General features: G+C 75.9%; 12 protein-coding genes. 5 read left to right on the forward strand and 7 right to left on the reverse strand.

All coding sequences use genetic code 11. The features are described 5' to 3' along the window. Nucleotides 1–168: 168 nt before the first annotated feature. Nucleotides 169–1575: an endonuclease/exonuclease/phosphatase family protein gene (locus KSNIM_RS12045; protein ID WP_263103238.1), complete on the forward strand. Its 1407-nt coding sequence runs from the start codon at nt 169–171 to the stop codon at nt 1573–1575. An 11-nt stretch (nt 1576–1586) separates the two neighbouring features. Next, nucleotides 1587–3539: a phosphocholine-specific phospholipase C gene (locus tag KSNIM_RS12050; RefSeq protein ID WP_263103239.1), complete on the forward strand. Its 1953-nt coding sequence runs from the start codon at nt 1587–1589 to the stop codon at nt 3537–3539. A gap of 28 nt (nt 3540–3567) precedes the next feature. On the opposite strand, the gene KSNIM_RS12055 is transcribed toward KSNIM_RS12050, so the two are convergent. After that, entirely contained in the window at nt 3568–4803 is a 1236-nt protein-coding gene (locus tag KSNIM_RS12055; protein WP_263103240.1) for a glycoside hydrolase family 3 N-terminal domain-containing protein, read from the reverse strand. 130 nt (nt 4804–4933) lie between these two features. After that, a complete protein-coding gene (locus tag KSNIM_RS12060) occupies nt 4934–5347 on the reverse strand; it encodes an ATP-binding protein (RefSeq protein WP_263103241.1) in 414 nt (137 codons plus the stop codon). Nucleotides 5348–5541: 194 nt separating this feature from the next. On the opposite strand from KSNIM_RS12060, the gene KSNIM_RS12065 reads away from it, so the two are divergent. Further along, a complete protein-coding gene (locus KSNIM_RS12065; RefSeq protein ID WP_263103242.1) occupies nt 5542–6870 on the forward strand; it encodes a hypothetical protein in 1329 nt (442 codons plus the stop codon). Nucleotides 6871–6981: 111 nt separating this feature from the next. On the opposite strand, the gene KSNIM_RS12070 is transcribed toward KSNIM_RS12065, so the two are convergent. The 5 genes from KSNIM_RS12070 to KSNIM_RS12090 all read right to left on the reverse strand — a co-directional run bounded on the left by KSNIM_RS12070 (nt 6982) and on the right by KSNIM_RS12090 (nt 11781). Continuing rightward, nucleotides 6982–7662 carry a phosphonatase-like hydrolase gene (locus tag KSNIM_RS12070; protein ID WP_263103243.1) on the reverse strand — a complete coding sequence of 227 codons (681 nt, stop codon included), beginning with the start codon at nt 7660–7662 and terminating at the stop codon, nt 6982–6984. A 12-nt stretch (nt 7663–7674) separates the two neighbouring features. Beyond that, nucleotides 7675–8796, reverse strand: coding sequence for a TIGR03364 family FAD-dependent oxidoreductase (locus KSNIM_RS12075; protein WP_263103244.1), 1122 nt, complete (start codon nt 8794–8796; stop codon nt 7675–7677). Between the two features lie 126 nt (nt 8797–8922). After that, the gene (locus KSNIM_RS12080) at nt 8923–9798 is read right to left on the reverse strand and encodes a PhzF family phenazine biosynthesis protein (RefSeq protein WP_263103245.1); all 876 of its coding nucleotides are present in this window, start codon (nt 9796–9798) and stop codon (nt 8923–8925) included. A gap of 229 nt (nt 9799–10027) precedes the next feature. After that, nucleotides 10028–10708: an ABC transporter ATP-binding protein gene (locus KSNIM_RS12085; RefSeq protein WP_263103246.1), complete on the reverse strand. Its 681-nt coding sequence runs from the start codon at nt 10706–10708 to the stop codon at nt 10028–10030. Continuing rightward, nucleotides 10705–11781, reverse strand: a complete 1077-nt coding sequence (locus tag KSNIM_RS12090; RefSeq protein ID WP_263103247.1) for an ABC transporter permease — start codon at nt 11779–11781, stop codon at nt 10705–10707. The genes KSNIM_RS12085 and KSNIM_RS12090 overlap by 4 nt, the downstream gene beginning before the upstream one ends. Nucleotides 11782–11953: 172 nt before the next feature. Here KSNIM_RS12090 and KSNIM_RS12095 point away from each other — a divergent pair, with 172 nt between their 5' ends. Continuing rightward, complete coding sequence (locus KSNIM_RS12095; RefSeq protein WP_263103248.1) at nt 11954–13267, forward strand: sensor histidine kinase; 1314 nt, start codon at nt 11954–11956, stop codon at nt 13265–13267. After that, the gene (locus tag KSNIM_RS12100) at nt 13264–13896 is read left to right on the forward strand and encodes a response regulator (RefSeq protein WP_263103249.1); all 633 of its coding nucleotides are present in this window, start codon (nt 13264–13266) and stop codon (nt 13894–13896) included. Before KSNIM_RS12095 ends, KSNIM_RS12100 begins: the two co-directional genes overlap by 4 nt. Nucleotides 13897–13913: the final 17 nt, after the last annotated feature.

The raw sequence follows: 13913 nt of genomic DNA on the forward strand, positions 1-13913 counted from the left end.
AGTCGGCGGCGCCTTGTGACCCGCCGGTTCGGCGCAGGGTTCGCGGTTCGCCCGACGGCACGTCATGTCGCGTTCACGCAGGGGCCGCCGGGGGCCGGGTCAATGGTCCGAGTTGTTCAGCCAACTCGAACCAGCTGCACCAAGGGCGGTGCGGCGGACAGGACTTCCGTGGCGACAGGCTCGACGCTCGTCATCGCGACGCCGGCGAACCCGACCGAGGGCGACCGGATCACCTTCCACTGGACGACCGGCTCCCCGGACCCGAAGAACTGGGTGGGGATCTACGACGGCACCCGGCAGCCCGGCAACGGGTCCTCGCTGCTGTGGAAGTACACACCGGGCGGCGCCGGGGACGTCCAGTTGGACACCTCGGCGCTGACCGGCGGCCCGTACACCGCTTACCTGTTGGCCAAGGACGGCTACGGCATCCTGGCGCAGACCGCCCCGTTCACCTTCCGTCCGAAGCCTGCGGCGCCGCGGCCGCACGCGGTGGTGGACGCCCTGACGACCGCGCAGTCGGCGCCCGGCGCCACGGTCTCGGTGAAGCTGGCCGGCCTGTGGGTGAAGGGCACCGGCACCGCCGTGTACCGCAAGGTCTCCGGCGACTCCTGGCTGTCGGTGGCGGCCGACGGCACGGTGAGCGGCACCGCGCCGGCCGCGCAGGCGCACCCCGCGCTGGTCACCGTCGGTATCAAGGACCCGGCGGGCGCCACCGACACGGTGACCGTGCAGATCCCGGTCCGCGACCCGGCCGGCCCGCTCACCCTCAAGGCCGCGACCTGGAACCTGGCGAACGCCGGCGCGGCGTTCACCGACGCGGTCGAGAAGCAGCTGGCCGCCGTCCTCACCCAGGGCCTGGACGTGGTCGCCCTGCAGGAGACCGCCGGCACCGCCGCCCGGACCCTGGCGACCGCACTCGGCTGGTACGCGTACCAGAGCTCCGGCAGCGTGGGCATCCTCAGCCGCTGGCCGCTCGCCGCGGTCACCGCGCCGACCGCCTCGCTGCCCGCCGCCGGCGCCACCGTGCAGCTGCCGGGCGGCCGTACCGTCCGCTTCTGGGCCGCGCACCTCGACGAGGCGAACTACGGCCCGTACGCGATCCAGGACGGGCAGACCGCCGCCCAGGTGCAGGCCGCCGAGGCCGCCTCGACCCGCGGCAGGCAGGCCGCCGCGCTGGCCGCCGCCGTGCAGGCCGACATCGCCGCCGGGCAGCGGGTGGTGCTCGCCGCCGGCCTCGCCTCGCCCTCGCACCTGGACTGGACGGGCCAGGGCGGCCGTCCGGCGCTCGCCTGGCCGGTCACCACCGCCCTGCGGGACGCCGGTCTCACCGACGCCTACCGCAGCGCGCACCCGGACCCGGTCGCCTCCCCCGGCAACACCTGGTCGCCGACCCGGACGGTGCGCGGCAGCAGGCCGGAGCCGCAGGACCGGATCGACCAGGTCCAGTTCGCGGGCGCGCTGACCCTCGTCGAGGCGCACACCCTCGCCACCGGCTGGCCGCAGGCCGAGCCGAACGCCGCCGCCAACGGCTGGCCGAGCGACACCGCCGCCGCCGTCGCCACCTTCACCCTCTGAGAGGCCGTGCCATGACCCCCCAGCTCAGCCGCCGCAGCTTCGTCGCCGCGACGGCGGCCACCGGCGCGGCCGCCGCCGTCGGCCTGCCCGCCACGGCCGCCCGGGCCGCCGCTGCGACCGGTTCGATCGCCGATGTGCAGCACGTGGTGATCCTCATGCAGGAGAACCGCTCCTTCGACCACTACTTCGGCACCCTGAACGGTGTCCGAGGCTTCGCCGACAAGCAGGCGCTGCAGTTCCCGGACGGCACCGACGTCTTCCGCCAGCCGGACGCGGGCCGCAGCGACGGCGGCGTGATGCTGCCGTTCCGGATGGACACCACCACGTACAACGCGCAGAACGCCGGCGGCCTCGCGCACGACTGGGCGACCGGCCACCAGGCCATCAACGGCGGCGCGATGAACAAGTGGATCGCCGCCAAGGGCGAGCGCGCCATGGGCTACTTCACCCGCGAGGACCTCCCCTACCAGTACGCGCTGGCCGACGCCTTCACGCTCTGCGACGCGTACTTCTGCTCGATGGCCGGCCCGACCGACCCCAACCGGCTCTACCTGTGGACGGGCACCGCCGGCCCGGGCCGGGACGGCACCACCGGCCCGTGGATCGACAACACCCCCGTCACCGACAACCCCGTCGCGGACTGGACGACCTACGCCGAGCGGCTGCAGACCGCCGGGGTGAGCTGGCGGGTCTACCACAACCCGAGCAAGGACGACCGCACCGGCGACTACGACGACAACGCGCTCTCCTACTTCAAGCAGTTCCACACCTTCCCCGCCACCGACCCGCGGTACGTCAACGCGATGACGAAGTGGGACCTCACCGCCTTCGACCAGCACTGCAAGGACGGCACCCTGCCGACCGTCTCCTGGCTGGTCGCGCCCTACCTGTTCTGCGAACACCCCAGCGCCAGCCCGGACTACGGCGCGCACTGGGTCAACACCGCACTGCAGTCGCTGATGTCGAACCCGGCGGTCTGGCAGCACACCGTCTTCCTGGTGATGTACGACGAGAACGACGGCTACTTCGACCACGTCGTCCCGCCCACCCCGGAGCCGGGCACCCCGGAGGAGTACACCCAGGGCCGGGCGATCGGCCTGGGCAACCGGGTGCCGCTCTGGGTGGCCTCGCCCTGGTCGCGCGGCGGCTGGGTGAACTCGCAGGTCTTCGACCACACGTCGGTGCTGCGCTTCCTGGAGCTGGTGACCGGCGTCCAGGAGCCGAACATCTCCGCGTGGCGGCGGTCCGTCTGCGGCGACCTCACCAGCTGCCTCGATTTCACCGCACCGGACTTCAGCATCCCCGCGCTGCCCGACACCGTCGCCCTGATGGCCAAGGCGGACGCCGGCGCCAAGCTGCCCGCGGTCAAGCTGCCCGCCACCGGGGCACAGGCGATGCCCGCCCAGGAGCCTGGCGGCCGCCCGCACCGGAAGCTGCCGTACCGGCCGTGGGCGGACGCCGCGGTTGACCGCGGCACCGGCGCGATCACCTGCACCCTGGCCAACTCCGGTGCGGTGGCCTTCCCGTACACCGTCTACCCGAACATCCTGCTGCCGTTCGCCGGCACCCCGTACACCGTCCCCGCCGGCGCGAGCCGCACGTACACCTGGGACGCCGCGTCCACCGACGGCCGCTACGACTTCACCGTGCACGGCCCGGACGGCTTCGTCCGCCGCTTCGCGGGCACCGTGGTGCGCGCCCCGCAGGACGACGTCGCCGTGCCGTCGGTCACAGCCACCCCGGGCACCGGCAGCATCACGCTGCGGCTGGCCAACGAAGGCCGCACCGAGTGCTCCTTCACGCTGACGCCGAACGACTTCGCCGGCACCGCCCGGACGGTCTGGGTCGCCCCCGGCTCCGCCGCCACCGTGGACTGGCCGCTCGACCAGGGCCGCTACGACGTGGTGGTGACCGCCGGCACCGGCACCCGCTTCCTGCGCCGGTACGCGGGCACCCTGCACTGACGTCCCGCCCTGCGGGGCGCCCGGCGGCTCACCGCAGGGCGCCCCGCAGGGCGGCGATCCGGGCGGTCGCGGTGGTGAAGCCGACCCGGTCCAGCCGGCCGTCGGCCAGTGCCCCGGCCAGTGCCTGCGCCGCCATGTCGCCCTGCTCGGCGTCCCGCGCCGAGCAGAGCATCAGGTCCATGCCGGCCGCGGCGGCCGCCACCGCCCGCTCGCCGGTGCCGCCGAAGCCGTTCAGCGCCCCGGCCTCCAGGGCGTCCGTGATTGTCACCCCGCGAAAGCCCAGCCGCTCGCGCAGCTCGCCGCCCACCACGGCCGGCGACAGCCCGGCCGGCCGCTCGCCGTCCAGCGCCGGATAGACCGCCCAGGAGAGCATCACCAGCGGCACCCCCACCGCCAGCGCCGCACGGTAGGGCTTCTCGTCCACCGACCGCAGCCGCTCCAGCGACACGGGCAGGCTCACCGGCCCGGTGTCCGTGTTCATCCCGGCCGGCGCCGTGCCCAGCCCCGGGAAGTGCTTGACCGTCGCCGCCACCCCCTCCTGCCGCTGGGCCACCGCGAACGCCGCCGCCAGGTCGGCCACCCTGGCGGGGTCCTGGCCGTACGAGCGCTGCTTGGCGTCGATGAAGTTGCCCGGTGTCTCGTACACGTCCAGCACCGGCGCGAGGTTGACGTTCAGACCGGCGGCGGCGAGGTTCTTGCCCGCCTCCGTGCCGGTGCGGGCGGCCACCGCCACGGCGTCCGCGGACTCGCCGACCGCCCGCGCCGACAGTTCCGGCGCGCCCGGCAGCCGCCGGACCTTGCCACCCTCCTGGTCGGTCATCAGCAGCAGCGGCGCCGCCACCGGGCTCTGCCGCTGTGCCTCGCGCAGCCGCTCCACCGCCGTCCGCAGCGTGGCGATGTCCGGGATGTTGTCCTTGAAGAAGATCACCCCGGCGGCCCGCCCGCCGCGGACGGCCGCCAGCACCGACTCGGGGACGACCGGCCCCGGGTAGGAGTACACGATCCGCTGTCCGGCCAGCTGCTCGTCGGTCGCCGGCCCGGCCGCCGGGGGCGTCAGCGTCTGCCAGGACGGCTCCGCCGAGTCGGCCGATCCGGACGAGGGCGGCTGCGACGGGCTCATCAGGGCTCTCCTCGGGCTCGAAGCGGACGGCGCCCCCGGCCGCAGGGCCGCGGACGACTGCCCGGCACTGGTCTGCGGCACGGTCGCGCAGGCCGCCATCAGCATCACCAGGGAGACGATCAACCAGCGGGCATGCGACGACACGGGCGCCCTCCTCGGCTGCGACCGGTCCGGCCGCCCCCCTCACGCTAGACCGCGCCGCCCGCGTCGCCGCCCGAGCCACGCACGCCGTCCGGGCGACACCGCACGGGTGCACCCGGGTGCGGACGCCCCCTCAGCGCAGGTCGGCCCAGGTCACCTTCCCGCACGCCGTCGGCGCCGTCCCCCACCGGTCCGCCAGGGTGTCGACCAGGGCGAGCCCGCGGTGGCACTCGTCGTCCTCGGCCGCGGTGAGCAGCGTCGGCGGCGTGCGGCAGGCGTCCTCGACGCTGATCCGGACCCGGCCGTCGAGCCGGCGGCGGACGGCGACCCGGATCCGCCGCCCGCCGCAGTGCCGGACGCTGTTGCCGACCAGTTCGGAGACCACCAGTTCGGCGTCCTCGACGAGCGCGGCCAGCCCGAGGTGGTCGAGACGGGCCCGGACGAGACCGCGGGCGAGCTGTGCCGACCGCTCCTCGCACGGCAGTTCGGCCGCGGCGGGCGGAGCCTGGCGCGTCACGGCGGTCGATGACCTCGCGGCGGTCGTCATGGGTCGCTCCTGCTCTCCCGGGACGGCGGGTGACGCGGCCTGCCGCCGGCGGGGGGAAACCGGGGCAGGCCGCGGGGAGCCGCCGGATCCAGTCCCTCCAACGGCTCACGTTCAGTCAACTCGTTTACTCCACAGGAGAGAACAGTCCATGCTGTGGACAGGGTTGAACCGGTTGAACACGAGTCGAGGCCGACATGGGACGACGCACGCGTACACCGAACGCCGCTCTCGCCGCGCTGATGCGCGAGGCGGACTGGGGCAACGACCAGCTCGCCCGGGCGGTCCGCCGCACCGGCGCGGAGGCGGGGCTCAGACTCACGTACGACAAGACCACCGTGTCGCACTGGCTGGCCGGGTCCCGGCCGCGCGCGGAGGTCGCCGGGGTCGTGCGGGAGGCGTTCGCGCGGCGGCTGGGCCGGCCGGTGGCGGCCGAGGAGACCGGGCTCGGCGCCCGCGAGGCCACCGACCCGGTCACCGGGCTGGTGGCGCTCGGCCGGGCCGACATGGACCCGTCCCGCCGCAGCGTGCTGGCCGCCGGCCTGTACTCGGCGGCGCTCGCGGTGCCCGGCTTCGGCGAGGCGGCGGAGCGGATCGACCGGGCGGCCGCGGGCCGCACCGTGCGGATCGGCGACGGCGAGGTGGCCACCGTCCGGACGATGACCGACCGGCTGGCCGGGATCCTGGACGAGCTGGGGGCCGCGCACGCCCGCCCGATGATGGCGAGCTTCCTGGTGAACAGCGTCGGCCCGTGGCTGCAGGCGGCCGGCAGCGACCGGTCGAAGGGCGAAATGCTCTCCGCCGCCGCGGACCTGACCTACCTGGCCGGCTGGTCCGCGGTGTACGAGCTCGCGCAGGGCCTCGGCCAGTCGTACTACGTCCAGGCGCTGCGCCTCGCCGACCAGGCCGGCGACCACGTGACGTACTGCCGCACGCTGCGCGGCATGTCGCTGCAGGCGTCCAGCCTGGGCCACGGGCCGCGCGCCCTGGAGTACGCGGACTCGGCGGCGCAGGCCGCGCCCGCCGCCGGTCCCCGTCTCACGGCCTTCCTGCGCGGCCAGCAGGCGCACGGCGCGGCGATGGTGAAGGACCGGCGGCAGGCCTTCGCCCGGCTCGCCGAGACCGAGGCGGCGCTCTCCCGGGCGGACGGCCGCAACGACGCCGTCGGCGGCTACGACCTGGCGGCCTACCAGTTCCACCTCTCGCACGTGCTGTACGAGCTGGGCGACCTGCCGGGCTCGATCTCGGCGCTGCAGACCTCCAACCGGGTGCGGCCGCGGGCGGAGCGGCAGGGCCGCGTGCACGGCCTCGGCCTGCTGGCCCGCCGCCAGATGGAGCACGGCCACGTCGAGGCCGCCGCAGCGACCTGGTCGTCCTTCCTGGACGACTACGCCGGGATCAGCAGCGTCCGCGGCGACGAGCACTTCGGCGCGCTGCGCAGCGGCCTGCGCCCGCACCTGGGCAACCGGACGGTCGCCCACCTCGACCAGCGGGCCCGCGTGGTGGCCCGGCTGAAGGCGGCCTGACGGCCGGCCGCAGGCGCCCAGGGCTTGTCTGGCCACGCCCAGGGCTTGTCTGGCCACGCCCAGGGCTTGTCTGGCCATTCGCGTCGCATCGGCGCGTGGCGCCGGGAATTGTCAGACAAGCCCGAGCAGCTCCGGCAGGTCGGCGACGGAGGCCAGCACGTGGGTGGCGCCGTCGGCCCGCAGCCGCTGCTCCCGGTGCGCGCCGGTGAGGACGCCCGCCACGACGGCGGCGCCGGACCGGGCGCCGGTCAGCATGTCGTAGCCGGTGTCGCCGGCGACGGCGATCTGCCGGACGGAGTCGGTGCCGGTGCGCAGCAGCGCGGTCAGCACCATGTCCGGGTAGGGGCGGCCGCGGCCGGCGTCGGCGGGGCAGAGGGTGAGGTCGGCGATGTCCTGCCAGCCGAGGGCCGTGAGGATCCGGTCCTGGGTGGCGCGGGAGAAGCCGGTGGTGAGGACGACCGTTCGGCCGGCGCCGCGCAGCCGCTCGATCGCCTCGGCGGCGCCGGGCAGCGGGGTGCAGTGACCGGCGTCGACGAGGTCGTGGTAGGCGGCCTCGAAGGAGCGGTTGGCCTGCTGGGCGCGGTCCTCGTCGCCGAAGAGGTGGCGGAAGACGGAGATCTTGGACTCGCCCATGGTGGCCCGGACGTGGTCGAGCATGCGGGCGTGCTCGTCGCTGCCGTCGGCGACGCCGAGTTCGGCCGCGGCGGCGCGGAAGGCCTGCTCGACCAGGCCGCCGTCGGCGACGGTGGTGCCGGCCATGTCGAGGACGACGAGGCGGATGTCGGTGCTCATGCGGGGTGTTCCTTACAGCTCGGCGAGGTCGGCGGTGGTCTCGGCGATGGCCGGGGAGCAGGTCATGCCACGGCCGCCGGGCCCGGTGACCAGCCAGACGCCGTCGCGGATCCGCTCGCGGTGGACGACGCGGGTGGTGTCGAGGCACTGGGCGTACACGCCGGCCCAGCGGCGGCGGATCCGGGGCAGCGGCCGGCCGAGCAGGTCCTCGGCGACGGCGGTGAGGTGCTCGTACGGCTCCTCGACGGTGTCGAAGCCGAAGGGCTGCTCGTACTCGTGGGTGTCGCCGATGGTGAGCCCGCCGTCGACGCGCTGGACCACGAGCAGCTGCATGCGGTGCTCGGCGGCGGTCTCGGTCTGCGGCTGGGCGGCCCGCAGGGCGTCCAGGGCGGCGCCCGCGTAGGCGGGGTAGTAGCGGAAGCTGTCGCCGTCGGCGACGGAGGTGGTGAGCGGCTCGTCCAGCGGGTCGGTCTGCATCATCTGGAGCCGGACGCGGCGGACGGGCAGTTCGGGGGCGAGTTCGCGGACGAGGCCGCCCGTCCAGGCGCCGGTGCAGAGCAGGACGAGGTCGCCGCGGTGCACCCGGCCGTGGTCGTCGCGGAGGGCGGAGCTGCCGATCACCTCGCGGACCTCGCGGCCGGGCAGGAAGGTGTAGCGGCCGGTCGCCTCCAGGGCGGCGCGCAGCGCGGGCTGGGCGGCGCGGGGTTCGACGGCGGCGTCGCGGGTGCAGTGCAGGGCGCCGAGGTGGCTGCCGCGCAGCGCGGGGTTGACGGCCCGGGTCTCGGCGGCGTCGAGCAGCCGGTAGCCGCGCTCGGCGGCCTCCTCGCCCTTCACCACCTCCTCGGCGACGGCGAGTTCGGCCTCGGTGCGCAGCGCGGTGAGCGAGCCGTTGGCGCGGAAGTGCAGCCCGGGGACGCGCTCGCCGATCCGCTGCCACAGGTCGCGGGCGCGCTGTGCGGTGGCGAGCTCCTCACCGGAGGCGCGGCCACCGACCCAGATCAGACCGAAGTTGCGGACGGAGGCGCCGCGGGCCTCCGCCTCGCGCTCCAGGTGGACGACCTCGTGGCCGCGCTCGACGGCCTGCCAGGCGTGCATGGTGCCGAGCACCCCGGCTCCTACGACGATGACTCTCATGCGGCCAGCCTCCGGCGCCCGGGTGTCCACGGGTCGTCCGGTCGGCGGCCCGCAGATGAACCGGCCGCAAAGTTGTACAGACAAGATGGCCGAAACGGCCGCCCGGGGGCCCTGCCCGGGCGGCCGTCAGCGCAGCCGGACGGTGCGTGCCACGACCGCCGTCCCGCCGATGCCGACCGGCGCACCGGGTCCGCTCCCGCGTACGGCGGCCGTGACGGTGGCGGGTGCGCCGAGGGAGTCGCCCATGTCGACGGTGATGCCCGGCAGGCCGGCGCCGGCCAGGTGGGCGGCGAGGCAGGCCGTGCTGTTGGCGTTGGCGATGTCCTCGGGGACGCCGATCGAGGGCGCGAACATCCGCGCCGCCAGTCGGCCCCCGGCCGTCGGCACGCTGTACACGTAGCAGCCCAGGAGCCCGAGGCGGTCGCAGGCCGCGCGGAGCCGGTCGGCGTCCGGGGCGAGGGCGGCGAGCGCGGACCGGGTGGGCACCGGGACGAGCAGCCGCGGCCGCCCCGTCGAGGCGACCCGGACGCCGCCGGCGGGGCCACCGGGGGCGAGGCCGAGCGCGTCCAGCACGTCGTCGTGGCCGCCGGCCGCCGCGGGCCCGTGCACCTCGACGGCTCCGACGTCGAACGAGGCCGTGAGCACACCGCCGACCCGGGCGGCCCTGCCCGCGGAGACACCACCCGCCGTCCGGACGGTGGCCCGGTACTCCCCGCCCCCGGCACGCTCGGCCAGGAAGGCCAGCGCCGCCAGCGTCCCGTGCCCGCACGCGGGCAGTTCGCCCGCGGCGGTGAAGAAGCGCAGCGCCACCTCCGGGCCGCCCGGACCGCCGTCCTCCGCCGACACGAGGACGGCGTGCGAGGCCCCCGTCCGAGCGGGCACCGCACGGCACTGTTCACCGCCCGGGCCCTCCCCGACCACCACCGCGGTGGGGCTGCCGCCGCGCCCCTCCCGCAGACAGGCACGCACGATCGCGACGGTCAGACCCCCGGCATCAGGCACCGCACCAGCAGAGCACCCTCCCCGGCGCCCCGGCAAGCAGCAGTGCGGGCATCTGTGCGATCCGGGCCGACGGCGCCTCAGGGACGTGTGGGGGCACCTCCCGGCCGAAGGCTGGGGGGAGAACTGAGCAATCCGGGGGTGGCCGTCACCGCAATTCGGGCCGAGCCGTGGTCCCCGACCTGGCCCGCAGCCGAATTGCCCCCAATTGCCCCCTACCGGGCCGCGGTTGCTACGCCCCCGCGAGCACCCTCAGGCGGCCGTCCCGGACCTCGGCGACCTGGTCGGCGGCGGCCAGGTGGGTGCGGTCGTGGGTGACCAGCACGGTCGCGGTGGACCGCTCGCGGGTGAGGGCGGCGAGCAGGTCGACGACGGCGGCGCCGCGCTCGTGGTCGAGGGCGCTGGTGGGCTCGTCGACCAGCAGCACCCGGGGCTCGTTCATCAGCGCCCGGGCGATGTTGACCCGCTGCCGCTGGCCGCCGGAGAGCCGGCCGGGGCGCCGGTCGGCCAGGTCGGCGAGGCCGACCGTGTCGAGCAGCTCCAGGGCGCGGGCCCGGGCCGCCTTGGCCGGGCGGCCGGCCAGGTGGGCCATCAGCTGGAGCTGTTCGGCGGCGGTGAGCGAGGGCAGCAGGTTGGGCTGCTGGAAGACGATGCCGATCCGGTCGCGGCGCAGCTCGGCCCGTCCGGCAGCGGTGAGGCCGGCGGTGTCGGTGCCGTCGACGAGGACCCGGCCGCTGTCGGGGGTGATCAGGGTGGCGGCGACGGCGAGCAGGCTGGACTTGCCGGAGCCGGACGGGCCGACCACGGCGGTCAGCGAGCCGCGCGGCACCTCCAGGCCGACCCGGTCGAGGGCGGTGAGGCGGCCGTCGCCGTCGGGGTAGCTGAGGGTGATGTCGGTGAGGTGGAGGCTCATCGGGTGCTCCCCAGGGCGGTCAGCGGGTCGACGGAGGTGATGCGGCGCACCGCGAGGGCTGCGCCCGCGGAGCCGAGCGCGACCATCACCAGGGCGGGCAGCAGCAGGGTCGGCGCGTCGAGGACGAAGGGCACCGTGCCGGAGACTGCGGCGCCGGCCGCGGCCGCGATGCCGCTGCCGAGCGCGGTGCCGAGCACCAGCAGCACGGCGGCCTGGCCGAGCGCGTCGCCGGTGAGGCGGCGGGTGGAGGCGCCGAGCGCCTTGAGAACGGCGATGTCGCCGGTCCGCTGGATCGTCCAGACGGTGAAGAAGGCACCGATCACCAGAGCGGAGATGGCCAACAGGAAGCCGCGCATCAGCTGCAGCGAGCCGTTCTCGGAGGTGTAGGCGCCGATCGCGGTGAGCGAGTCGCCGCGGCTGAGGGTGCGGGTGCCGAGCCGGGCGTCGGCGCCGGCGAGGTCGGCGCCGGGGCCGGTACGCAGGGCGACCACCGTGGCATGCGGGCCGTCCCCGGCCGCACCGGGGGCGATCGCCTGCCAGTCGGCGAGGCTCGTCCAGACCACCGGGGTGTGGTTGTGGGCGGCGTCCCCGGCGACCGCGGCGACGGCCAGGGAGCGGCGGGCGAGGACGACGGTGTCGCCGGGGTGCACCCCGAGCTCCTCGGCCGCGGTGGCGGAGAGCACGGCGGCGCCGTCCCGGACGGGCTGCGGGGCGAGGCCGGCGCCGGGGCGGCTGCCGAAGGCGGAGACCGCGGTGGAGCGGCTGCCGGCGACGGCCTTGGCGGTGGCGACGCCGAGCGGTTCGGCGGCTCGGACGCCGGGTGTCCGCGCCCACTGCTGCCAGACCCGCTCGGTGAGGACGGAGTCCGCGAAGGACGGTCCCCGTCCGTCGGCCGGGGCGGCGAAGGCCAGGTGGTCCGCGTCCAGTCCGGTGACGGCGGAGATGTTGCCCCGGGCGAGGCCCGCGGTGAGGCCGGACAACAGCCCGACCAGCACGGTGATCAGCACGACCACCGCCCCCATCAGGGCGAACCGGCCCTTGGCGAACCTCAGGTCCCTCCAGGCGACGAACATGACGGCGCGGGCTCCTTCCGCGGTGGTTCCGGTGGACGGGATCCACTCTCGCCACCGCGCCTTGTCTTCACATCGCGCCGCGGTTCGATCCTCCGGAATCGAAGGGTGGTGACCGGAATCAACCTTTTGATCGATCGGTCGGCCGGGGCCCGCCGGGTACCGTGGAGGCACCATGAACCCCCGCGCCCTGACCCCCGTGCTGCGTGTCGTCAACCACTGCCTGCACCTGCTGGTCGCCGGGCTGCTGGCGCTGGCCGCCGCCCGGGCGGTGCACGGCGGCGGGCCGGACGCCCCGCGCGCGGTGCTCGCCGCACTGGCCGCGGGCGCGGTGTACGCGGCGGGCCCGCTCACCCCCGCGGTGGGCCGGCGACGCGCGGCGACCGTGCTGTGGCTGGCCGCGCTGGGCGCCGCCTGGCTGGCCCTGCTGGCGGTCAGCCGGGACGGCGTCTGGCTGGCCTTCCCGCTGTACTTCGTCCAGCTGCACCTGCTGCCGCGCCGGGCGGGCCTCGCCGTGGTGCTCGCCACCGCGCTGGCCGCGGCCGGCGGCTTCGCACTGCACCAGGGCACGCTGGAGGCCGCCGTCTTCATCGGGCCGGTGCTCGGCGCGGCGGTCGCCACCGCGACCGTGCTCGGCTACCAGGCGCTGTACCGGGAGAGCGAGCAGCGTCGGCGGCTGATCGACGAGCTGCGGGCGACCCGGGCCGACCTTGCCGCGGCCGACCACGCGGCCGGGGTGCTCGCCGAACGCGAGCGGCTCGCCCGCGAGATCCACGACACCCTGGCGCAGGGCCTCTCCTCGATCCAGCTGCTGCTGCGCGCCGCCGAACGCGCCCTGCCGGGCGACCCGACTGCCGCCGAACGGCATGTCCGGGTGGCCCGGGAGGCCGCCCAGGACAACCTGGCGGAGGCCCGCCGGTTCGTCCGCGAGCTGGCCCCGCCGCTGCTGGACGGACTGCCGCTGGCCGGCGCCCTGGAACGGCTCTGCGCGACCTCCGCCGACCGGTACGGGCTGCCTGTGCACTTCACGCTCTCCGGCTCCCCGACCCCACTGCCCGGCCCGTACGAGCCCGCGCTGGTACGGGTGGCGCAGTCGGCCCTCGCCAACGCGGCGCAGCACGCCGGGGCCCGGCAGGTCGAGGTGACCCTCAGCTACATGGGCGCGGAGGTCGCCCTGGACGTGGTCGACGACGGCTCCGGCTTCGAGCCGGCGGCCGTGGCCGGCGGCAGCGGCGGCAACGGCGGTGCGGGCAGTGGCGGCTTCGGGCTGGCCGCGATGCGGCACCGGGTGCGGGCCCTCGGCGGCAGCCTGACGGTGGAGTCCGCGCCGGGCCAGGGCACCGCGGTGGCGGCCCAGCTCCCGCTGCCCGCCCCGGCCGGGCACCACGGCGTGTCCGGGGCCGCGGAGCCGGCGGTGTTCGTCGTGTCGGCGGAGCCGGCGGACCTGGGCGCGCCGGCGGCGCGCGAGGTGCAGGAGGAGCGGGTATGACCGCCCCGATCCGGCTGCTGCTCGCGGACGACCACCCGGTGGTGCGGGCCGGGCTGCGCGCCGTCCTGGAGACCGAACCGGACCTGGTGATCGTCGCCGAGGCGGCCACCGCCGAGGAGGCCGTCCGGCTCGCGGCCGAGCAGCCGGTCGACGTGGTGCTGATGGACCTGCAGTTCGGCGCCGGGATGAACGGCTCGCAGGCCACCGCCGAGATCACCGCACGACCGGGGGCGCCCCGGGTACTGGTGGTGACCACCTACGACAGCGACGCCGACACGCTGAGCGCGATCGAGGCCGGCGCCACCGGCTACCTGCTGAAGGACGCGCCGCCCGCCGAACTGGCCGCCGCCGTCCGGGACGCGGCCGCCGGCCGCACCGCGCTCGCCCCGGCCGTGGCCGACCGGCTGCTGCACCGGATGCGCACCCCCGCGACGGCGCTCAGTCTGCGCGAGGTGCAGGTCCTGGAACTGGTCGCCCGCGGCCTGGCCAACCTCGACGTGGCCCGCGAACTGCACATCAGCCAGGCCACCGTGAAGTCCCACCTGGTGCACATCTACGCCAAGCTCGGCGTCGACTCCCGCACCGCCGCCGTCGCCGCCGCCACCGGCCGCGGCCTCATCCGCCGCTGACCGCCCCGGCCGCCGGG

It is taken from the genome of Kitasatospora sp. DSM 101779 (genome assembly GCF_025655475.1).
Classification (GTDB): domain Bacteria; phylum Actinomycetota; class Actinomycetes; order Streptomycetales; family Streptomycetaceae; genus Kitasatospora.

Bases quoted from the DNA above. Each gene is read 5' to 3' on its own strand.
- KSNIM_RS12100 (WP_263103249.1), top strand. From the start codon at position 13,264: ATGACCGCCCCGATCCGGCTGCTGCTCGCGGACGACCACCCGGTGGTG.
- KSNIM_RS12090 (WP_263103247.1), bottom strand. From the start codon at position 11,781: ATGTTCGTCGCCTGGAGGGACCTGAGGTTCGCCAAGGGCCGGTTCGCC.
- KSNIM_RS12085 (WP_263103246.1), bottom strand. From the start codon at position 10,708: ATGAGCCTCCACCTCACCGACATCACCCTCAGCTACCCCGACGGCGAC.
- KSNIM_RS12050 (WP_263103239.1), top strand. From the start codon at position 1,587: ATGACCCCCCAGCTCAGCCGCCGCAGCTTCGTCGCCGCGACGGCGGCC.
- KSNIM_RS12075 (WP_263103244.1), bottom strand. From the start codon at position 8,796: ATGAGAGTCATCGTCGTAGGAGCCGGGGTGCTCGGCACCATGCACGCC.
- KSNIM_RS12070 (WP_263103243.1), bottom strand. From the start codon at position 7,662: ATGAGCACCGACATCCGCCTCGTCGTCCTCGACATGGCCGGCACCACC.
- KSNIM_RS12065 (WP_263103242.1), top strand. From the start codon at position 5,542: ATGGGACGACGCACGCGTACACCGAACGCCGCTCTCGCCGCGCTGATG.
- KSNIM_RS12095 (WP_263103248.1), top strand. From the start codon at position 11,954: ATGAACCCCCGCGCCCTGACCCCCGTGCTGCGTGTCGTCAACCACTGC.
- KSNIM_RS12060 (WP_263103241.1), bottom strand. From the start codon at position 5,347: ATGACGACCGCCGCGAGGTCATCGACCGCCGTGACGCGCCAGGCTCCG.